This is a genomic window from Pseudomonas palmensis, from assembly GCF_017848315.1.
Taxonomy (GTDB): Bacteria; Pseudomonadota; Gammaproteobacteria; order Pseudomonadales; family Pseudomonadaceae; genus Aquipseudomonas; species Aquipseudomonas palmensis.
This window is the reverse complement of sequence record NZ_JAFKEC010000054.1, coordinates 1-20,527: the sequence shown is the minus strand read 5'-3', so window position 1 is coordinate 20,527 and position 20,527 is coordinate 1. Positions and strand designations below refer to the sequence as shown.

Below are 20,527 nucleotides of genomic sequence, written 5' to 3'. Positions count from 1 at the left end.
GTTTCAGAGGAACATCCCGCCCGACACCTCCACCCGCTGGCCGTTGATCCAGCTGCCACCGTCGCCGAGCAGCACAGCCACCGCCGCGCCGATATCATCCGGCAGGCCGACGCGGCCCAAGGCGGTGTTGCTGGCGATAAAGCCGTTCACCTGGTCATTGTCGCGCACCACACCGCCACCAAAGTCGGTCTCGATGGCACCGGGGGCCAGGATGTTCACGCGAATGCCACGCGCACCGAGCTCCTTGGCCTGGTAGCGGGTCAGCACCTCCATCGCCCCCTTCATCGCCGCGTAGGCGGCAAAGCCGGGCAGGGCGAAGCGGGTCAGCCCGGTGGAGATGTTGACGATGCGGCCCTGGTCGGCAAGCAGCGGCAGCAGCCGCTGGGTGAGAAAGAACGGGCCCTTGAGCTGGATGTTGAGCAGGGTATCGAACTGCGCTTCGGTGGTTTCGCTGAAGCTTGCGTTGATGCCGATGCCGGCGTTGTTCACCAGAAAGTCGAACTGCCGACGGCCGAAGGTACGCTGCAAGGTGTCATCGAGGGTGGCGGCGAACGCCTCGAAGCTGGCGCTGTTGCTCACGTCCAGTTGCAACATGGTGGCGCGCACGCCTTTTTGCTCAAGCTCGGCCACCAGCGCGTGGGCCTCGTCGGCCTTGCTGTGGTAGGTGCCGATGATGTCGATGCCCTGGGCTGCCAGGTGCAACGCGGTGTTCCTGCCCAGGCCACGGCTGGCGCCGGTAATCAGTGCGATCTTGCGGGTCATGGTCGGTTCCTCGGGGTGGCTGAAGTCGAGCACAGTCTATTGGTCGCTCCGGTACTGATAAATCCGCTGGATTCGGAAATACTGTTCGGCAGGGTCGAACAATGGAGGGGCTGGATGAACACGCTGGAGCTGTTGCGCACCTTTGTGCGGGTTGCCGAACTGTCGAGCTTCACCCTGGCCGGTGAGAGCCTGGGGCTGCCGCGTTCTACCGTCTCGGAACAGGTGCGCCTGCTTGAGAGGCACCTGGGCACGCGCCTGCTCAACCGCACCACGCGGCGTGTACAGGCCACCCAGGATGGCCTGCAACTGTACGAGCGTAGCAAAGACCTGCTTTCGCGAATGGACGAGCTCGAAGGGCTGTTTCGGCCAGACCCGGCCCAGTTGCACGGTCGCCTGCGCATCGACCTGCCGACGCTGATGGCACGGCGCATCATTCTGCCGGCCTTGCCGGCGTTCATGCAGCAGCACCCGGGGCTGGCGCTGGAGATCAGTTGCACCGATCGCCAGGTCGACCTGGTGCGCGAGGGCTTCGACTGCGTGCTGCGCATCGGTGCGCTCAGCGACCTTGCGCTGGTCGCCCGGCCCCTGGGCAGCCTGCGCATGGTCAACTGCGCCAGCCCTGCCTACCTGCAGCGCATGGGGGTGCCGACACGGCTGGAGGCCCTGCGCGACCACCAGTTGATCCACTACATACAGAACCTGGGGGCGCGCTGCCCGGGGTTCGAGTACCGACAGGGCGCCACGACGCGGTATCAGCCCATGGGCGGTGCAGTCACGGTGAACAATACCGATGCCTACGAAAGCGCCTGCCTGGCCGGGTTGGGCATCATCCAGGCGCCCTTTGCCGGTGTGCGCGAGTACCTGGAGAGCGGGCAACTGGTCAGCGTGCTGGACCAGCAGGTGCCCGAGCCGATGCCGGTGTCATTGCTGTTCGCTCGGCAGGTACACCTGCCATTGCGGGTGGCGGCGTTCATGGGGTGGCTGGAGCAGGTTCTGACGGGGCAACTCGATCCAGTGGCAGACGCAGGCTGAACAGCGTGCCGGCCTCGCGGCTGGACACCACTTCCATGCGCCCGCCATGGGCCAGGGCAATCTGGTTGGCGATGTACAGGCCCAGCCCCAGGCCGCTTTGCGGGGTGCCGTCGAGCGGGCGCGAAAACGGCTGGAACAGTTGCGCCATCACCGCCGGGGCAATCGGCGCGCCCTGGTTGTGCACGCCCAGGGTGAACACCTGCTGCTCGATACGCGCCGATACATCTACCGGGCTGTTGGCGTCGCCATGGTTCAGGGCGTTGGCCAGCAGGTTGGAGAGCAGCTGGGTGATCCGCTCGCGGTCGCAGCACATGCCGCTGAGGTCATCGATATGCAGGCGTATCACCCGCTGCGGGTAGACCCGTTGCAGCTCGGAGGCCACCTGACGCAGGGCGGTGTCCAGGTCGGGGCAGGGCTGGATGTTCACCATGATGCCGTTGCCCAGGCGCCCGCGGGCGAAGTCCAGCACATCGCGCACCAGTTCGGTGGCACGGCGTCCGGAGGCGAGGATGTGCTCGGCGATGGTTCGCGAGCGTGCATCGCTCAGGCGCTTGACCAGCAGCTCGGCGCCGGCGGTGATGGCGAACAGCGGGTTGCGCAGGTCGTGGCCGAGCACCGCGATGAACTGTTCGCGCAGCTCGGCGATGGCCAGCTCCTTCTTCAGCGCCGCCTCGGTCTGCTGGGCGGCTTCCTCGCTCTCGATCTGGATCGTCAACAGCCGCGCGAAGGACTCCATCATCGGCTGGATGGCGCTGCCGGTGAGGGCGGCCGGGGCCGGATCGAGCGCGCAGATGGTGCCGAAAAAGCTGCCGTTGGTACGGAACACCGGCACCGAGATATAGCTTTCGAAGCGGTACAGGCGCGGGGTGGGGTGGTGGCAGTAGCGGGCGTCCTCGCTGGCCTTGTCGATCACGATGGTCTGGTGGCTGCCGCGAATCTCGTGGCATAGCGTGGTGGCCACGTCCAGCTCGCCGCCCACTCCCAGGCCAAAGCCCAGGTTGTCGAGCACGGCGCAGGCGGTCCAGTTGTTCTCGGTGACACGGGCCACGGCCGCAAAGCGCATGCCGGTGGTTTCGCAGATCACCTGGAGGATGGCCGGCACGGCGTTGATCCGCGCAATCGTGGCAAGGTCGGCGGTGATGGCAGTACTCATGGAACGTCCACGTGGCTGGCGGCAAGGTGAGGATGTCTGGCAGTTTAGCGAAAAAAAGGGTGTCAGGCGCAGGCGGGTTTTTAGTAACCTCTGCCTGTCGAGCTTCTCCGTCAGAGAGGGCCGCAGACGACCCGCCCCGCGTGCCAATTCCATTCACCCCGCATCTTCGACGATGCTTCAGTGAGGTTTGACATGCACATCACTTCCCAGGATATCTGCGCCGCGGCCGACCAGCTCAAGGGCTTCGTAGGCTTCAACCACAAGCTGGGCCGGCATATCGTGCGCTTCAGCGAAGACTCGTTCGGCATGGACGTGGCCGACGACAGCATCATCCCCAGCCATGAATTCGTGTGGCAGGCGAGCGGCGGCGAGGTGATGACCTTGCGCCGCGAACTGATCGAGGTGCTGCTGGCGCAGAATGTCGACGAGCGGTTGAACATCACCGAGCCGTTGCGGGTGTACCTGCGTCGCAACGACCTGCCGGAGATCGCGGCCCAGCGCCGCTTGCGGGCGTGACACAGGGCCGCAAGCCCTAGCTGCAGGAGCCGGCCATGCCGACGAAGGCGCCGGAACGTGGTGCCTGCATTTCAGTCCGGGTAGGCCAGGCGCAGCGGCACCACCTCGCTGCGGGCCACATTGACCTTGTTGCGGCCACTCTGCTTGGCCGCATACAGCGCCTTGTCCGCCTCGTTCAGCCACACCATGGAGTCTGCGAAGCCTGGCTGGAAGCTGGCCAGGCCGATGCTCAGGCTGATGCGCAATTGCGGGAGCTGCTCGTTGCGGTACTCGTTGACCCGCTGGCGCAGGCGCTCCATGACCTGGCTGGCATGCTCCAGGCTGCACCCGGGCAGGATCACGCCGAATTCATCCCCGCCGTAGCGCCCCGGCACGTCGTCCTCGCGCAGGTTGCGCTTGAGCTCGACGCTCAGCTGGCGCAGCACGCAGTCACCCACCACATGGCCATACACATCGTTGATGGTCTTGAAGTGGTCGATGTCGATGATCGCGATCACGGCCTGGGCCGGGGCCTGCTGGCACAGCTGAAAGCGCAGTTGCAGCAGGTCTTTCCATGAGCCGTGGTTGAACAGGCCGGTGAGGCTGTCGGTGCGGCTCAGCGCACTGAGGCTGCGCTTGTGCTCGGCCAGCTTGATCGCCAGGCGGTAGCACACCCAGCCCAGCGCCAGCGGATAGAGGGTCAGCATCGGCAGGCAGGCGTACACCTGCAGGGTGCTGACGTCCAGTTGCAGGCTCGGCCCGAACAGCGCCACCGCCGCCACCATGCCCAGCCCCATGGCCAGCAGCCCTTGCACAAACAGGCGCTGACCACCGGCGGCGACGTTGTTCATGCCCATCATGGCCAGGATGGTGACGCTGATCAGCGGGTTGAACTGCACGGTGCCGGCCCAGAAGCCGCCCATCAGCGAGTCGACCATCAGGTTGCGCTGTTCGGCGCGATAGGGGGCTTGCGAGCGCAGGCCGAGCTGGTAGGCCAGGTGCGGCCAGCCCAGCCCGTTGAACACCAGCAGCGCTACGACCCAGTACGGCAGCTGCAGGGGCAGCACGCCGGAGAGCACGCTGAACAGGCCGATACCCGAGCCGATGATACGCGGCAGGTAAATTCTTCTGACAAATGATAGTCCCTTGCCGTTGCTGATTTGAGTCATGATTTGCCGATCTGCCTGACGCCGTTCATCGCATAATTTGCGTGAATATTGTTGAACAAAGCCGGGCTGTTCAAGAATGGCCTTGCAGGCCATTTCACAGTTGGTACGGGCAATGGGCATGCACCTGAAACGGTTAGTCGGAGTATTTGCATTCATGGCTTCCCTTGCAGCACAAGCCACCGAAACCCCCGCGCAGCCTTCGCTGCAGCAGGACGGGCGGTACCGCAACCAGGCCCAGTTGCCCCGCGACGGGGTGCTGAAAAAACTGCGCATCGGTTTCAAGTTCCTGTTTCTGAGCAAGCCGGCCGACACCCGGCCAACCCTGCCGATACCGGTGCACCCCCTGAGCCAGGCCCAGGTGCTGGCCGCGCCGGACCGCAGCCTGTGGCGCCTGGGCCATTCCACGGTGCTGCTCAAGCTGCGCGATCGTTTCTTCATCACCGACCCGGTGTTCGCCGAGCGCGCCTCGCCGGTGCAGTGGGCCGGCCCGCAGCGCTTTCACCAGCCGCCGCTGGCGCTGGAGCAACTGCCGCCGATCACGGCGGTGATACTGTCCCACGACCATTACGACCATCTGGATGAACGGGCGGTGCTGGCCCTGGCCGAGCGCACCGAGGTATTCCTTGCCCCGCTTGGGGTGGGCGACACCCTGGTCGGGTGGGGCGTGCCTGCGGCCAAGGTGCGCCAGCTCGACTGGTGGCAGGCCACGGAGGTTGCGGGCATCCAGTTCGTCGCCACCCCGGCGCAGCACTTCTCCGGGCGCGGGCTGTTCGACAGCAACCGCACCCTGTGGGCGTCATGGGTGGTGCTCGATGAGGACCTGCGCCTGTTCTTCAGCGGCGATACCGGCTATTTCGAGGGCTTCAGGCAGATCGGCGAACGCTATGGGCCATTCGACGTGACCCTGATGGAAACCGGCGCCTACAACGTCAACTGGCCCAATGTGCACATGCAGCCCGAGCAGAGCCTGCAGGCGCACCTGGACCTGCGCGGGCGCTGGTTGCTGCCGATCCACAACGGCACCTTCGACCTGTCCACCCACGCCTGGCATGAACCCTTCGACCGCATCATGGCCCTGGCGGCCAACGCACGGGTACCGCTGAGCACCCCGCAGATGGGGGAGCGGGTCAGCCTGGTGCAACCGCAGCGGGGTACCGCGTGGTGGCTTCCACTGGAGCAACAGCAGGCCCAGGCGGCCGTGTTGGCCTCCGGGCAGCGTTAAGGTGCGTCGCTAGGGTCGCGCCGGCCGGGCAATGGGCGCTCGCGGCCCTTGCTCAGGGTTTCATCGGGCAGGCCGGCGTCGCTGCGAATCTGCGCATGGCTGATCAGCGCGAAGATGAAGCTGCCGCCCACGATGTTGCCCGCCAGGGTCGGCGCGGCAAAGTGCAGCCAGAACTGCTGCCAGCTCACTTCCCCGGCCCACACCAGGTACGACACCTCGACCGAGCCAACCACGATATGGGTGAAGTCACCCAGCGCCATGAGATAGGTGATCAGCAGGATGATCCAGATCTTGGCGTTCTCCATCGACGGGATCATCCACACCATGGTCGCGATCATCCAGCCCGAGATGATGCCCTTGGCAAACATCTGGCCCACCTCGTTTTCCATGACCTTGCGCCCCACTTCAAGAAAGGCGAGATCGGTCTTGGTGTCGAAGATCGGCAGGTGCAGCATCACGTATGACACCAGCACGGTGCCCACCAGGTTGCCGAACAGCACCACGCCCCACAGGCGCAACAGGCGCCCCACATTGTTGAACGTGGGTTTGGTCATCACCGGCAGCACGGCGGTCAGGGTATTTTCGGTAAACAGTTGCTGGCGCGCGAGAATCACCGCCAGAAAGCCCGCCGAGTAGCCCAGGCTGGCGATCACCTGGCTGCTGTCGCCCTCGGGCAGGCGGGAATAGAACAGCCCCATCGCCATCAGCGACAGGCCCATGCTCAAGCCGGCCGCCAGTGCCGACCACCACAGCGCCGCGATGGTGCGCTGCAGTTCCTTGTCGCCCTGGGCGCGGATGATCTCGTGGAGCACAGCGGCACGTGGCGGCTGGTTGTGGCTGACCTCCTGCTCTTCGTCCGCTGACAGGCCCGGGGTCTTGCCGCTTTTCTGCTCGTTCATGGGGGAGGTTTCCGTGGGGGGCTCTGAGTAAAGATCCGCCGCCGTTCAATTAGTTGCCTTGTGCCGCAGGCTTTGTCGGCATAATTCACCCCTCTTGAATAGCGGACGTTTTTCCCATGAAACATGGATGTTGCGTCGCACTGCTGGCCGCGCAGGCCTTGACCGCAGCCATGCCCGCCCAGGCGGGCTTGGACAGCGACGTGTTCACCGGTACCCTGGGTACCCAGTCGATCGTGCTGGAGCTCGACCGCGCCGTGCCCGAGGATGTCAGCGGGCGTTACTTCTACGTGGAGCATCACCACGACCTGCAGCTCACCGGCAGCATCCAGGGCACGCGGATTCAACTGGTGGAGGGGCATGAGCCGGCCCCGGAGGCAGGCATCGACTCGCTGCCAACACTCGCGCTGTGGCCGGCTGCCCAGGGCGGCCTGCAAGGTGAGTGGCAAAGCCCCCAGGGCAAACGCCTGCCGATCACGCTGCTGCCGGCACGACTGCCGCAGGTACCGTCGGGTGCCGATCCGTTCCTGGCCCGCCAGTACACCGACTCACCCTATGAATACCTGAGGCTGATGCAACTGCCGTTGAAGCCGGGCGAGCTTGAACACTTTCAAGGCTACCCGCTGCGCTGGCTGAGCGAGCCGTCCTCGGGGATAAGCCTGTTCGTGATCGAGGACGGTTACCCTGCGCAGCAGCTCACACGCCTCAACCAGTTGCTGCGCGCGCGCCTGTCCAGTGATGTGGTGGCCTACCACCAGTGCATGCTGCTGGGGCGCCCTGGCGGGTACTACCGGCAGACGGTGACGCCGCGGTTCATGAGCAATGCGCTGCTCAGTGTCAGCATCGTGCAGGACTACAGCTGCGACGGCACGCCGATGCTGCCCACCGATGCGCCGCTCAACCTGGCGGTGGAGTCGGGCAAGGAGCTGACCCTGGACGATGTGCTGTGGGTGGGCGAGGGCAAGCCGTTTCACTACGAGTACCAGCCTGGCCCCAACCCCGAGCAGTTCGCCACCGTGAGTTTCGGTGCCTATGTGGACTACCGCTCGCGCACCTTTGCGCCGTGGTTGCTGGAGCAGCTCAAGCAGCTTTATCCGCAGCACATGTTGGGCGAGGTGGGCGAGGACGGCTGCGATTATGCACAGGCGCAGGTGTGGCAGATGCCCACATGGCGCTTTACCCCCGAAGGCATCCAGTTCGACCCGGTGTTCGACAGCGTGCAGCGCCATTGTCGGGGGGGGGGCTGGGCGGTGCTGCCGTATCGGATCGTGAGGCAGCATGCAGGTGGAGTGGCGCTCGAACTGCCGGAGTGAGGGCGTTCAACTATGTAGCACCGCTGCAGCCGGCAGCGACTTCATCGACGCGTAAAGGACGGCGCCAGGGGAACCCGTTGCAAGGCGTATAAGCCGTTGCAGAAAATTTTTTGCAACGTAATCAGGCCATCACGCAAGTTCTGGTTACTGACAGCTTTATCCACGGTGTTTATGCCTGCCGCTACAACGACCGCTATGCCTCGGTGGCAGGCTGGACCGAGCCCTGCCTGCGTACCGCGATCGATGCAGCGATCAACCTGTGCAACGACACCGGGGCACTGTTCAACGGCGGTTTCAGCATGGCGGTCTATCCGCACTATCGCATTCAGCCCCAGGCGTCCTGGTAGGCCTTTCCTACAGGCGCAGAGCGGCCTTGCAGCATTGTCGGAAGGGGCCGACTTGTCCCTCTTGAGGGTTGTTTTGTCCACTGGAAAGCCTCCAAACGACAACTCGAACAACAAAAAGGACACTTCCATGCCTGCACCCTCTGTCCCGGTCAGCCCCGTGCGTATTGCCGTGATCCAGTTCGACCCTCAGGTCGGGCTGGACCAGTGCGACAACAACTTGTGCAAAGGTCTGCAGCTCGCCGAAGAGGCGATGCATGACGGCGCCAACCTGATCGTGCTGCCCGAGCTTGCCAACACCGGCTACACCTTCGAGACCCGAGCAGAAGCCTATGCGCATGCCGAAACCCTCGATGAAGGTCCCAGCATCAAGACCTGGCGCGCCTTCGCCCGGGAGCATCAGGTGTACCTGGTGGCAGGATTTGCCGAGCGCGATGGCCTCAAGCTGTATGACAGCGCGGTGCTGTTCGGCCCCGACGGCCTGCTGGGGCATTACCGCAAGGCACACCTGTGGAACCAGGAAAAGCTCTGGTTCAGCCCCGGTGATCTGGGCTTTCCGGTGTTTGAAACCCCGATCGGCCGGATCGGCCTGATGATCTGCTGGGACGTATGGTTTCCCGAGGTGCCACGCCTGCTTGCGTTGCAGGGTGCAGACATCATCTGCAGCCTGAACAACTGGGTGTGGACACCGCCCCCGTTGTTCGATGCCAGCGGCAGGTGCATGGCATCGTACCTCACCATCACTGCGGCCCACGTCAACAATGTCTACATTGCCGCCGCCAACCGCATCGGCAGCGAGCGTGGCGGGCGTTTTCTGGGGTGTTCGCTGATCGCGGGCACCAATGGCTGGCCGTTGGGCAAGGTGGGGGGCGCCGAGGACGAGTGCATCCTGTATGCCGATGTCGACCTCAGCACTGCACGCAGCGCGCCGGTCTGGAACAGCCTGAATGACCTGCCACGGGACCGTCGCACCGATTGCTATGGCGCGATGCTGGGTTATGACCAGCATCCAGCGCTGCCGCGCTGAGGAGTCGCCATGGACAAGTCAATCGACAAGGTGGAGGCAGGCTTTCTGCCTTTGCTGCTGATGTGCGTGTGTGTGTCGCTGGGCACCGGGGTGTTCATCGAGGTCATCAGCGGGCGTGCGGCATCCTGGGTCGGGGTATGGCCCGATTACGCGCACATGGTCGCCAACCTGCACGAGCCGCTGGCGCGGTTGCGCTGGATCGTCGGCGATATCAGCGAGGTAGCGTTTTACAAGCATGAGCTGCCGGCGATCGGGTTGCTGCTGGGCGCCGCGCTGGCCCATTGGGCACACCGCACGGGCCGGGCATGGCAGGGCTTTGCGATCTGCTATGGCACCGGGTTGTGGCCCTGGCTGGTGACCAGTTCGCTGCTGGGGCTGGTGTTCAGCCATGTGCTGTGGGGCTGGACGCTCAGCGCCAGCACCTGGCAACCCACCTTCGTCGCGTTCGTCTCGCTGCCGGCGGCGATGGTGCTGCTGTTCGGCGGCGGCTGGAAGGTCGCGATCAATGGCGCGTTGCTGGGTGCACTGCTGGTGACGCCAGCGAGCCTGCTGCTGGTCAACTACCTGTGCTACCCACTGGGCTTGCCGGTGGTGATCGGCAATGTTGGCGGCATGGCCGTGGCGAGCGTGCTGGCGTTCATGCTGTGCCGGCGGTTTGCAGGCCTGGTGCGCTCGACGCCGCCTGTCGATGCGCCGCCACCGGCACCGGTCGTCGAGAGAGCGACACCGCACCACGGCGTTGGCTGGACGCTGCGACGGGTGCTGGCCGACTTCAGCGAGGCGCCGTTCTTCGGCAATGAGCTGGCCAGCCTGGGCTTGTTGCTCGGCGTGCTGGCGGCCTACCTGCTGTCGCCGGCCGGGCCGGCCTACGGCTCCCAGCTGGTGCTGGAGATGGTGGGCGGGCAGGCGCTGGCGTCGCTGATCGGCGTGCTGTTGTGGCGCAGGCAATGGATACAGCGGGGGTGGTACCCGACCTACATCCCGATCGTGTCCGTGGTGCCGGCGGCGGTGCTGACATTGGGTGGCACGTGGGAGGTAGTGGTGCTCAGCGCCGGCCTGGGCGCGGTGATGGCACCGCCATTGGCGGTCGCAATCAGCCAGCGCCTGCCCAGCCATCTGCATGGGTACATTGGCAACGTGCTGTCGATGGCTGCCTGCACGCTGATGATCCTGCCACTTGTGGGGTGGCTGACGGGCGCCGGGTAAGCGCTGAAGGGCGGGGTGATGTAGTGTTACGGCAGGATCCCGCCTTGAGGCTATGCCATGACAGCTTTTGTACAGCCTTTGAACGATAAGGAAATGACCCGTCTTGATGGTTTTCTGCTCAAGTACGGTAACGATGAAGCCATCCTCACGCTCTCGGAGCTGGATGGCTTTCTGGTGGCGCTGGCCAGTTCGCCCGTGTTGTTGACGCCCAACGAATGGCTGCCCGAAGTGACCGGCGGCAGAGCGCCGCGGTTCAAGAAGCCGGCCGAGGCCGAGGCGTTTTCGGCGTTGTTGATGCGCTACATGAACAACGTGGCGGGCGAGCTCAGTGAGGCGTGTGATGCCTTCGAACCGTTGTTTCTCGAAGACGAGTCCGAGCCTGATCCGCAGGTGGTGGTGGAGGAGTGGTGCTTCGGCTATTTGCGGGGTGTGCAGGTAGCGCGCTGGCCGGCGCTGCCGCCGGTGCAGGTGCGGCACCTGGAGGCGATTGCGCTGCATGGGCTGGACGAGAACATCGAAAAAGTCGAGGCGTTGCAGCCGCAGGAGCATGCGGCTTCGGTCGAGGCCGTCGTGATCGGTTTGCGGGCGTTGTATCGGTTTTTCGATTCGCAACGCGGGTAGCCATCGCGCGACCCTCTGATTTGCCGACGCCATCGCGGGTCAAGCCCGCTCCCACAAAGTGTTTGCGCCCTCCTGTGGGAGCGGGCTTGCCCCGCGATGGGCTGTCTGCCAACCCTAATCTTGTTGTAATTCCAGGTAATCAATGACACTGCATGTACTGTTCGTGTGTACTCAGAACCGCTTGCGCAGCCCCACGGCTGAACAGGTGTTTGCCGACTGGCCGGGGGTGGAGACGGCCTCTGCCGGTGTGGGCAATGATGCGGACGTGCCGGTGGGCAACGAGTTGCTGGCGTGGGCAGACCTGGTGATCGTGATGGAACAGGCGCACCGCAAGATACTGTCGGCGCGATTCCGCTCGGTGCTGGGCGACAAGCGCATCGTTTGCCTGGGCATCCCGGACGACTATGGGTTCATGGCGCCGGAGTTGGTTGAACTGTTGAAGGCCAGGGTGCCGCAGTTTTTGCCGGATCAACTGTAGTAGTGCGCAAGGTCTGCTGGCCTCTTCGCCAGCAAGGCTGGCTCCTACCGGGTTCCAGCGTGACCCTGGCTGACTGACGCCAGCAGGCGCAGCGACCAACAGCATGCGAAAACCTCTGAAAAAAGCCAGGCACAAAAAAGGCCGCCTTGCGGCAGCCTCTTTTTGCAGCATCCACGCGCGGGAAATCAATCCCAGCTCAACGCGCCGCCAGTCTGATACTCGATAACCCGCGTCTCGAAGAAGTTCTTCTCTTTCTTCAAGTCCATGATTTCGCTCATCCATGGGAACGGGTTGGTGGTACCTGGGTACTCTTCCTTCAGGCCGATCTGCGACAGGCGACGGTTGGCGATGAACTTGAGGTAGTCCTCCATCATCGCCGCGTTCATGCCCAGCACGCCGCGTGGCATGGTGTCGCGTGCGTATTCGATTTCCAGCTGAGTACCCTGCAGGATCATCTGCGAGGCCTCTTCCTTCATCTCGGCATCCCACAGGTGCGGGTTTTCGATCTTGATCTGGTTGATCACGTCGATACCGAAGTTCAGGTGCATCGACTCGTCACGCAGGATGTACTGGAACTGCTCGGCAACGCCGGTCATCTTGTTGCGACGACCCATCGACAGGATCTGGGTGAAGCCGCAGTAGAAGAAGATGCCTTCGAGTACGCAGTAGTAGGCGATCAGGTTGCGCAGCAGCTCCTTGTCGGTCTCGACGGTGCCGGTGTCGAACTCCGGGTCCGAGATGGCACGGGTGTAGCGCAGGCCCCAGGCGGCCTTTTTCGCGACCGAAGGGATCTCGTGGTACATGTTGAAGATCTCGCCTTCATCCATGCCCAGCGATTCGATGCAGTACTGGTACGCGTGGGTGTGGATCGCCTCTTCGAACGCCTGGCGCAGGATGTACTGGCGGCACTCGGGGTTGGTGATCAAGCGGTACACGGCCAGTGCCAGGTTGTTGGCAACCAGCGAGTCGGCGGTGGAGAAGAAGCCCAGGTTGCGCATGACGATGCGACGCTCGTCGTCGGTCAGGCCTTCGGGGGTCTTCCACAGGGCGATGTCCGCGGTCATGTTGACCTCTTGCGGCATCCAGTGGTTGGCACAGCCATCCAGGTACTTCTGCCAGGCCCAGTCGTATTTGAACGGTACCAGCTGGTTGAGGTCGGCGCGGCAGTTGATCATGCGCTTCTCGTCGACCGCTACACGGGCAGCAGAGCCTTCCAGCTCGGCCAGGCCTTCGGCGATGTCGAGATCGTCCAGGGCCGCCTTGGCGCGCTTGACCGCGTCGGAGTCGGCGGCGGTCACTGCACGGGCTTCCTGCGCGGCCACACCGCCAGCGCTGTCGAGCTTGTCGATGCCCGCTTCAGCCACCTGAGAGGCGGTTTGACCTTTGGCGGCGACTTCGCCGTCTTCGTTTTCGAATTCGTCCCAGCTCAGCATGATGGGTCTCCTGCTTGAGGGCCATGAAAGAGTATGGCCGGTTGGATCTAGGGTTGCGCTGCTCGCGGTTAAGGTGTGCACGCAAAATCTTGGAATGCTTCCGGGGGCGCAGCCCCTCGGGGAGGGCGGGGTGACCCGCACCTGGGTGTTCGGCGATAGAGGCCGGTGGTTGTGCCGACCTCTTCGCTGGCAAGGCCAGCGCCTACAGGGTAGGCGCAAGGCGCCGCTTGCAAGCGGCGCCTTCAGGCCTTACTGGCAGGCTTCGCAGTCTGGCTCGTCGATCGCGCAGGCTTTTGGCACTGGGGCAGGGCCGGCTGGCGCTGCTGCCTGGACCGGGGCGCTGTCGCCACCGCTGGACACGGCGTTGAGCTTGCCGGTGCTGATGGTCGACTTCTCGGTGCTGGTGGCGGCCAGGGCACGGAGGTAGTAGGTGGTTTTCAGGCCACGGTACCAGGCCATGCGGTAGGTCACGTCCAGCTTCTTGCCCGAGGCGCCGGCAATGTACAGGTTCAGCGACTGGGCCTGGTCGATCCACTTCTGGCGACGGCTGGCTGCATCGACGATCCATTTGGTCTCGACTTCGAACGCGGTGGCGTACAGGTCCTTGAGCTCCTGCGGAATACGCTCGATCTGCTGCACCGAACCATCGTAGTACTTCAGGTCGTTGATCATGACCGAGTCCCACAGGCCGCGGGCCTTCAGGTCGTGGACCAGGTACGGGTTGATCACGGTGAACTCGCCCGACAGGTTCGATTTCACGTACAGGTTCTGGTAGGTCGGCTCGATCGACTGCGAAACGCCGGTGATGTTGGCGATGGTCGCGGTCGGTGCGATGGCCATGATGTTCGAGTTGCGAATGCCTTTCTGCACACGGGCACGTACCGGTGCCCAGTCCAGGCTCTCGTTCAGGTCGACATCGATGTACTGCTGGCCACGTTGCTCGATCAGGATCTGTTGCGAGTCCAGCGGCAGGATGCCCTTGGACCACAGCGAACCCTGGAACGTCTCGTAGGCGCCACGCTCATCGGCCAGGTCGCAGGAGGCCTGGATCGCGTAGTAGCTGACCGCTTCCATCGACTTGTCGGCGAACTCGACCGCAGCGTCCGAACCGTACGGGATGTGCTGCAGGTACAGCGCGTCCTGGAAGCCCATGATGCCCAGGCCCACAGGGCGGTGCTTGAGGTTCGAGTTGCGCGCCTGCGGCACGGAGTAGTAGTTGATGTCGATCACGTTGTCGAGCATGCGCACGGCAGTGTTCACGGTGCGTTGCAGCTTGGCGGTGTCCAGCTTGCCGTCGACGATGTGGTTCGGCAGGTTGATCGAGCCCAGGTTGCAGACCGCGATCTCGTCCTTGTTGGTGTTCAGGGTGATCTCGGTGCACAGGTTCGAGCTGTGGACCACGCCCACGTGCTGCTGCGGCGAACGCAGGTTGCACGGGTCCTTGAAGGTCAGCCACGGGTGGCCGGTCTCGAACAGCATCGACAGCATCTTGCGCCACAGGTCTTTGGCCTGGACGGTCTTGAACACCTTGATCTTGTTGTACTCGGTCAGGGCTTCGTAGTACTCGTAGCGCTCTTCGAAGGCCTTGCCGGTCAGGTCGTGCAGGTCTGGTACTTCGCTTGGCGAGAACAGGGTCCACTTGCCGTCATCGAAGACACGCTTCATGAACAGGTCGGGGATCCAGTTGGCGGTGTTCATGTCGTGGGTACGACGACGGTCATCACCGGTGTTCTTGCGCAGCTCGATGAATTCTTCGATATCCAGGTGCCAGGTTTCCAGGTAGGCACAGACCGCGCCCTTGCGCTTGCCGCCCTGGTTGACCGCAACAGCGGTGTCGTTGACCACCTTGAGGAAGGGCACGACGCCCTGGGACTTGCCGTTGGTGCCCTTGATGTAGGAGCCCAGTGCACGCACAGGGGTCCAGTCGTTGCCCAGGCCACCGGCGAATTTCGACAGCATGGCGTTGTCGTGGATCGCGTGGTAGATGCCCGACAGGTCGTCCGGCACGGTGGTCAGGTAGCAGCTCGACAGCTGCGGACGCAGGGTGCCGGCGTTGAACAGGGTCGGGGTCGAGGCCATGTAGTCGAACGACGACAACAGGTTGTAGAACTCGATCGCACGGGCTTCCTTGTCTTTCTCTTCCAGCGCCAGGCCCATGGCCACGCGCATGAAGAACACCTGTGGCAGCTCGAAGCGCACGCCATCCTTGTGGATGAAGTAGCGGTCGTAGAGGGTCTGCAGGCCCAGGTAGGTGAACTGCTGGTCGCGCTCGTGGTTGATGGCCTTGCCCAGACGCTCCAGGTCGAAGTCGGCCAGGGCAGGGTTGAGCAGTTCGAACTGCACGCCCTTGGCCACGTAGGCAGGCAGCGCCTTGGCGTACAGCTCGGCCATTTCGTGGTGGGTGGCGCTGTTGGCCACTTCGAGGAAGCTCAGGCCTTCGGCACGCAGGGTGTCCATCAGCAGGCGGGCGGTGACGAACGAGTAGTTCGGCTCGCGCTCTACCAGGGTACGGGCGGTCATCACCAGGGCGGTGTTGACGTCCTTGATGGCCACGCCGTCGTACAGGTTCTTCAGGGTTTCGCGCTGGATCAGCTCGCCATCGACTTCGGCCAGGCCTTCGCAGGCCTCGGTGATGATGGTGTTCAGGCGGTTCATGTCCAGCGGCGCGAAGCTGCCGTCGGCCAGGCTGATGCGGATGCTCGGGTGCGGCTGTACCGAGGCGTCGGCCGGAGTGCGGGTGGCACGCTCCTTGGCACGCTGGTCACGGTAGATCACGTAGTCACGGGCGACTTTCTGCTCGCCGGCGCGCATCAGGGCCAGTTCGACCTGGTCCTGGATCTCTTCGATATGGATGGTGCCGCCCGAAGGCATGCGACGCTTGAAGGTGGCGGTGACCTGCTCGGTCAGGCGGGCGACGGTGTCGTGGATGCGCGACGAGGCGGCAGCGGTGCCGCCTTCAACTGCGAGGAACGCTTTGGTGATGGCCACGGTGATCTTGTCGTCGGTGTAGGCGACGACAGTGCCGTTACGCTTGATCACGCGCAGTTGGCCGGGGGCGGTGGCAGCCAGATCCTGGTTCGAATCAGCGGCCTGCGGCGCCAGCGCCTGCGGGTTCTCGCGAGTTGTGTCGGTTTGCATGGGTGTCTCCACGTTCTCTATGTTTGTTCAGATGCCTTTTGGGCACCTACCGTTCCGTCCGAAAGCTCGCCAACTTGCCCACCGGCGCATGCGCGCCTGGCCGGGCAGGGTCTACCGACTTCGGGACAGATCAGGAAAAAAAGGGGCAATCGCTTGCCGCTCCCTGGCCGAAGTCAAAGGTTCTGGGCCACGGCCCAAAAACTGTTGCTGACGGGGTTGCACTTGCAACACCCGTACCCGAAACAAGGCCCGTCGCGGGCTTGCACCGGTCGCCTTCCGCAGGAGCGGTTTGGCTGCGAATTTCAATCAAAGTTCAAGCAAAAAAAGCGCCTCTGAAGGCTTGAGTTCTCTGCTCCACTTGTGCTTGGATTTTTGTTCAAAACCCAACATGTAGTGTTTTGTCGCGCTGGGGATACAAGATAATGCGGTATCGGGGGTATTGCAAGGCAGTGGCCTGTGGATAACGTGTGGGTAGATTGTGCGTGATTATGGGCAAAGCCTTGTAGGCCGCGTCCCACCGCCATTCCACCGCTCGTCACTCTTTTTTTGCCCGGGCAAAGCGTCGCAGGGGCATTTTTGAGGGCGCGAACCCTATCACAAAAAACACACTTGTCCAGCGACTTTGGCGCGGCTTTTTCCGGCGCCCGGCAGTGGTAGTATCGCGGGCCAATGTTGCCCTTTATTGAAGGGCTTCACTCCAACAATAAAAAGCCCAGCCGAGGTGATCCGTGCAGCAGCCCAACAGTCAGGTGTTGATCGTCGAGGATGACGAGCGTCTAGCCGAGCTGACCCGTGACTACCTGCAAGCCAATGGCTTCGACGTGGCGGTGGAGGGCGATGGGGCGAAGGCGGCGGCGCGCATCGTGGCCGAGCAGCCAGACCTGGTGATCCTCGACCTGATGCTGCCCGGCGAGGACGGCCTGAGCATCTGCCGCAAGGTGCGCACGCGGTACAACGGGGTCATCCTGATGCTCACCGCGCGCAGCGAGGACCTGGACCAGGTGCAGGGCCTGGACCTGGGCGCCGACGATTACGTGTGCAAGCCGGTGCGCCCGCGCCTGTTGCTGGCGCGGATCAACGCCTTGCTGCGTCGCACCGAGGTGCCGGCCACCACGGGCGAGCGCCAGAGCCTGCAGTTCGGCCCGCTGCGGGTGGACAACACCCTGCGCGAAGCCTGGCTTGGCGACAACGGCATCGAGCTGACCGCTGCCGAGTTCGACCTGCTGTGGCTGCTGGTGAGCAACGCGGGGCGCATCCTGTCCCGCGAAGAGATCTTTACCTCCCTGCGCGGGGTGGGCTATGACGGCCAGGACCGCTCCATCGATGTGCGCATTTCGCGCATCCGCCCCAAGATAGGCGACGACCCCGACCACCCGCGCATGATCAAGACGGTGCGCAGCAAAGGCTACCTGTTCGTGGGCGAGGCTGCCCAGGCGCTGGGCCTGGTTGAATGAACTCGATCTTCCTGCGCATCTACGGAGGCATGCTGGCCGCCCTGGTGCTGGTGGCGTTGCTGGGCGCGCTCAGCCTGCACCTGCTCAACGAGGTGCGTGCCGAGCAGTACCGCGAGCGCCTGGCCCACGGCACCTTTACCCTGATGGCCGACAACCTGGCCCCCATGAGCGATGTGGAGCGTACCCGGGCGCTGGCGATATGGGGGCGCCTGCTGGGCATTCCGCTGGCCCTCGCCTCGATCGATCAGGCCGCCCTCGACGGCAGCCAGCGCACCCGCCTGCAACGCGGGCATGTGCTGGTGCAGCGCACCGGCCCCCATGCGGCGCGGGTGCTGCGCCAGGTGCGCGGGCAGAACCTGTTGCTGACCGGCGAGGTGCAGCAGATCAGCGAGCAACTGGCCCGCGCCACCATCTACCTGCTGGCCGACGAACTGGTGCGTTACCCGGTGGGCGAGCAGCCGCAGCGCCTGGCCGAACTCAAGCAGAGCAAGGGGTTTGGCTTCGACCTGCGCCTGCTCAGCCTCGACCAGACCGACATGGACGGCGACCAGCGCCGTCGCGTCGACGAAGGCGACACCGTGATGGCGCTGGGCAAGGACGGCAACTCGATCCGCGTGTTCGCCGGCATGGTGGCCACGCCCTGGGTGCTGGAGATCGGGCCGCTGTATCAGATGAACCCGTATCCACCGCAGATGCTGCTGGTGATCGCGGCGCTGGGGCTGTGCCTGATCGGCCTGATCGTGTACCTGCTGGTGCGCCAGTTGGAGCGGCGTCTGTCGGGCCTGGAGGCGGCGGCCACGCAGATTGCCCAGGGTAGCCTGGACGTGCGCGTGGCAGCGGACGACGCCGACTCGGTGGGGCGCCTGGCCGCGGCGTTCAACCATATGGCCGGGCACCTGCAGCAATCGTTGAACATGCAGCGCGAACTGGTGCGGGCGGTGTCCCATGAGCTGCGCACCCCGGTGGCGCGCCTGCGCTTTGGCCTGGAGATGGTCGAGAACGCCAGCAGCGAGCACGCCCGCGAGAAATACCTGCTGGGCATGGACAACGACATTCAGGACCTCGACCGACTGGTCGACGAGATGCTCACCTACGCACGTCTTGAGCAAGGGGCGCCGGCCCTGAACTTCCAGCGTATCGACCTGGACGCCTTGCTCGACCAGGTGATTGCCGAACTGGCGCCGCTGCGCCGCGAGGTGCGGGTGCTGCGCGGGCCGTGCCAGGGCGGCGAGCAGGGGGCGTGGGTCGAGGCCGAGCCGCGCTACCTGCACCGCGCCCTGCAGAACCTGGTGAGCAATGCGATGCGCCACGCCGAGTCGCAGGTCAGCCTGAGCTATCAACTGGGCGCCCAGCGCTGTCGCATCGACGTCGAGGACGATGGGCCGGGGGTGCCGCAAAGCGCCTGGTCGCGCATCTTCACGCCCTTTACCCGCCTGGACGACAGCCGTACCCGCGCCTCTGGCGGGCACGGGCTGGGCTTGTCGATCGTGCGGCGGATCATCTACTGGCATGCCGGGCGCGCCCTGATCGGCAAGAGCGAGCGCCTGGGTGGTGCCTGCTTCAGCCTGAGCTGGCCACGCGCGCATGACGCGGAGCAGGCGCAGGAGGACGGCCTTGAGGCTCGCTGAGCTGTTGCGCCCCGACGCCTTCGATGCCCTGCTGCTGGGGCTGTACGGCCCCGAGCTGATGCCGGCGCAACGGCCGGTGCTGGTGTCGCAATGGTCCAAGTACTACTTCGCCGTGCTGTGGCGTGCGGCCCTGGTCGGGCGCGCCCCGTTGCAGGTTCAGGCGCTGGCGGTGACGCTGGATGGGCGCGGCCTGCCAACCGACCTGTCGACGTCCTCGGCGGTGGGCGGTGTGGTGGCGGTACTGGAACGGCACCTGCCAGCCATCGTCGAGCAACTGGCCGTGCTGGGCAGCGTGCCGGCGGCGGTGTTGTGGGGCAATGCCGGTGACTGCCTGGAGCAGATTGCAGGTGAGCGGCCCGAGGTCCAGCGGTTGCTGGATACGCCCGGCAACCCGCTGTACGGCGCGGTGCGCTACACCCCTGACGGGCGGCGGGTCAGGCGCACCTGTTGCCTGAGCTACAAGGTCGAGTGGGTAGGGCGCTGCGCGCAGTGCCCGCTGTAAGCCTGCGGCTCACACGCTGACCAGGCTCAGCAGCTGATCGCCCTGCAGGCTGAACTGCCCCTGGATTTCCCGGCCGTGGCACCACAGCGGCGACAGGTCGGTGAGCAGGCGCAGGCGGGCGTGGCCATCGGCGGACCACTCCAGCAGTTCGGCGTGCTCGAAATAGAAGCGCTTGCGCACTATGGGGTACAGCGCCTTGAACAGGCTTTCCTTGAGGGAGAAGGTCAGCGTGGTGGTCAGGCTCAGCTGGCTGCGGTCCATGCGCTGCAGCTCATCGGCAGTGAGGATTTCGCCCATCAGGCGTTCGGCGCGTTCGGTCTCCAGCAGGTTTTCCTGGTCCAGGCCCAGGCCCTGGCAGTCGCTGCTGCGGGCCACCACGGCGGCCGCCCAGCCCTTGCCGTGGGTGATCGAGCCGCTGATGCCGGCCGGCCATAGGGGGGCGCGGTCGTCGCCGGTGGCGGGCAGGTAGTCGCGCCCGTCCAGGCGCTGCAGGGCGGCGCGGGCGCACACGCGGCCGGCCAGGTACTCGGCCTGACGCTTGGCCACCGAGCGTTGCAGGCTGGGGGTGGGTTCGATGGCGGCGCGCCGGAAGTCATCGGCGGCGAGGTTGGCCGGGTCGAAGGCGCAGCTGACCAGCACCACTGGCCCCTGCCC

General features: G+C 64.5%; 19 protein-coding genes and 1 pseudogene. 13 read left to right on the top strand and 7 right to left on the bottom strand.

All coding sequences use genetic code 11. The features are described 5' to 3' along the window. Positions 1-3: 3 nt before the first annotated feature. The gene (locus JZZ72_RS22275; RefSeq protein WP_078480543.1) at positions 4-762 is read right to left on the bottom strand and encodes an SDR family NAD(P)-dependent oxidoreductase; all 759 of its coding nucleotides are present in this window, start codon (positions 760-762) and stop codon (positions 4-6) included. 114 nt (positions 763-876) lie between these two features. On the opposite strand from JZZ72_RS22275, the gene JZZ72_RS22270 reads away from it, so the two are divergent. Beyond that, positions 877-1,794, top strand: coding sequence for a LysR family transcriptional regulator (locus JZZ72_RS22270; RefSeq protein ID WP_210015168.1), 918 nt, complete (start codon positions 877-879; stop codon positions 1,792-1,794). On the opposite strand, the gene JZZ72_RS22265 is transcribed toward JZZ72_RS22270, so the two are convergent. Further along, entirely contained in the window at positions 1,733-2,947 is a 1,215-nt protein-coding gene (locus tag JZZ72_RS22265; protein WP_210015167.1) for a GAF domain-containing sensor histidine kinase, read from the bottom strand. The two genes, JZZ72_RS22270 and JZZ72_RS22265, sit on opposite strands and share 62 nt — an antisense overlap. 192 nt (positions 2,948-3,139) lie before the next feature. Between JZZ72_RS22265 and JZZ72_RS22260 the strand changes: the two genes are divergently transcribed. Then, entirely contained in the window at positions 3,140-3,463 is a 324-nt protein-coding gene (locus JZZ72_RS22260) for a DUF2025 family protein (protein ID WP_043862592.1), read from the top strand. A 71-nt stretch (positions 3,464-3,534) separates the two neighbouring features. Here JZZ72_RS22260 and JZZ72_RS22255 read toward each other — a convergent pair whose 3' ends face one another. Beyond that, the gene (locus JZZ72_RS22255) at positions 3,535-4,611 is read right to left on the bottom strand and encodes a diguanylate cyclase (protein WP_116052145.1); all 1,077 of its coding nucleotides are present in this window, start codon (positions 4,609-4,611) and stop codon (positions 3,535-3,537) included. A gap of 154 nt (positions 4,612-4,765) precedes the next feature. Between JZZ72_RS22255 and JZZ72_RS22250 the strand changes: the two genes are divergently transcribed. Beyond that, on the top strand, positions 4,766-5,833 hold the full coding sequence (locus JZZ72_RS22250) for an MBL fold metallo-hydrolase (protein WP_123752781.1): 1,068 nt from the start codon (positions 4,766-4,768) through the stop codon (positions 5,831-5,833). On the opposite strand, the gene JZZ72_RS22245 is transcribed toward JZZ72_RS22250, so the two are convergent. Next, positions 5,830-6,732 (bottom strand): formate/nitrite transporter family protein, encoded by a 903-nt coding sequence (locus JZZ72_RS22245; protein WP_043862589.1) that lies wholly within the window; start codon positions 6,730-6,732, stop codon positions 5,830-5,832. The genes JZZ72_RS22250 and JZZ72_RS22245 overlap by 4 nt on opposite strands. A gap of 116 nt (positions 6,733-6,848) precedes the next feature. Here JZZ72_RS22245 and JZZ72_RS22240 point away from each other — a divergent pair, with 116 nt between their 5' ends. From JZZ72_RS22240 to JZZ72_RS22215, 6 genes are all read left to right on the top strand, one after another. Then, positions 6,849-8,042, top strand: coding sequence for a hypothetical protein (locus tag JZZ72_RS22240; protein ID WP_210015166.1), 1,194 nt, complete (start codon positions 6,849-6,851; stop codon positions 8,040-8,042). Between the two features lie 110 nt (positions 8,043-8,152). Continuing rightward, positions 8,153-8,389, top strand: a complete 237-nt coding sequence (locus tag JZZ72_RS22235; protein ID WP_210015165.1) for a hypothetical protein — start codon at positions 8,153-8,155, stop codon at positions 8,387-8,389. 127 nt (positions 8,390-8,516) lie between these two features. Then, entirely contained in the window at positions 8,517-9,413 is an 897-nt protein-coding gene (locus JZZ72_RS22230) for a nitrilase family protein (RefSeq protein ID WP_210015164.1), read from the top strand. Positions 9,414-9,422: 9 nt separating this feature from the next. Beyond that, positions 9,423-10,619 carry a hypothetical protein gene (locus tag JZZ72_RS22225; RefSeq protein ID WP_210015163.1) on the top strand — a complete coding sequence of 399 codons (1,197 nt, stop codon included), beginning with the start codon at positions 9,423-9,425 and terminating at the stop codon, positions 10,617-10,619. 57 nt (positions 10,620-10,676) lie between these two features. After that, positions 10,677-11,240 carry a UPF0149 family protein gene (locus tag JZZ72_RS22220; protein WP_116052140.1) on the top strand — a complete coding sequence of 188 codons (564 nt, stop codon included), beginning with the start codon at positions 10,677-10,679 and terminating at the stop codon, positions 11,238-11,240. Between the two features lie 142 nt (positions 11,241-11,382). Further along, positions 11,383-11,718 carry a low molecular weight protein tyrosine phosphatase family protein gene (locus tag JZZ72_RS22215; protein ID WP_210015162.1) on the top strand — a complete coding sequence of 112 codons (336 nt, stop codon included), beginning with the start codon at positions 11,383-11,385 and terminating at the stop codon, positions 11,716-11,718. A 185-nt stretch (positions 11,719-11,903) separates the two neighbouring features. Here JZZ72_RS22215 and JZZ72_RS22210 read toward each other — a convergent pair whose 3' ends face one another. After that, positions 11,904-13,151, bottom strand: a complete 1,248-nt coding sequence (locus JZZ72_RS22210; protein WP_043862583.1) for a ribonucleotide-diphosphate reductase subunit beta — start codon at positions 13,149-13,151, stop codon at positions 11,904-11,906. 249 nt (positions 13,152-13,400) lie between these two features. Beyond that, positions 13,401-16,289: a ribonucleoside-diphosphate reductase subunit alpha gene (locus JZZ72_RS22205; protein WP_210015161.1), complete on the bottom strand. Its 2,889-nt coding sequence runs from the start codon at positions 16,287-16,289 to the stop codon at positions 13,401-13,403. A 728-nt stretch (positions 16,290-17,017) separates the two neighbouring features. Here JZZ72_RS22205 and JZZ72_RS22200 point away from each other — a divergent pair. The 4 genes and pseudogenes from JZZ72_RS22200 (at position 17,018) to JZZ72_RS22190 (ending at position 19,873) form a co-directional block, all read left to right on the top strand. After that, positions 17,018-17,743 carry a response regulator transcription factor gene (locus JZZ72_RS22200; protein WP_043862581.1) on the top strand — a complete coding sequence of 242 codons (726 nt, stop codon included), beginning with the start codon at positions 17,018-17,020 and terminating at the stop codon, positions 17,741-17,743. Beyond that, positions 17,740-19,371, top strand: coding sequence for an ATP-binding protein (locus JZZ72_RS22195; protein ID WP_054914710.1), 1,632 nt, complete (start codon positions 17,740-17,742; stop codon positions 19,369-19,371). The genes JZZ72_RS22200 and JZZ72_RS22195 overlap by 4 nt, the downstream gene beginning before the upstream one ends. Further along, positions 19,364-19,481 (top strand): annotated as a pseudogene (locus tag JZZ72_RS28470) (siderophore-iron reductase FhuF); the annotation flags it as partial. The gene JZZ72_RS22195 and the pseudogene JZZ72_RS28470, both read left to right, overlap by 8 nt. Further along, positions 19,454-19,873 carry a (2Fe-2S)-binding protein gene (locus tag JZZ72_RS22190; RefSeq protein ID WP_456291243.1) on the top strand — a complete coding sequence of 140 codons (420 nt, stop codon included), beginning with the start codon at positions 19,454-19,456 and terminating at the stop codon, positions 19,871-19,873. The pseudogene JZZ72_RS28470 and the gene JZZ72_RS22190, both read left to right, overlap by 28 nt. A gap of 9 nt (positions 19,874-19,882) precedes the next feature. Here the strand turns inward: JZZ72_RS22190 and JZZ72_RS22185 are convergent. After that, on the bottom strand, positions 19,883-20,527 hold a 645-nt coding region (locus JZZ72_RS22185), incomplete at its 5' end, for a 4'-phosphopantetheinyl transferase family protein (protein WP_210015159.1).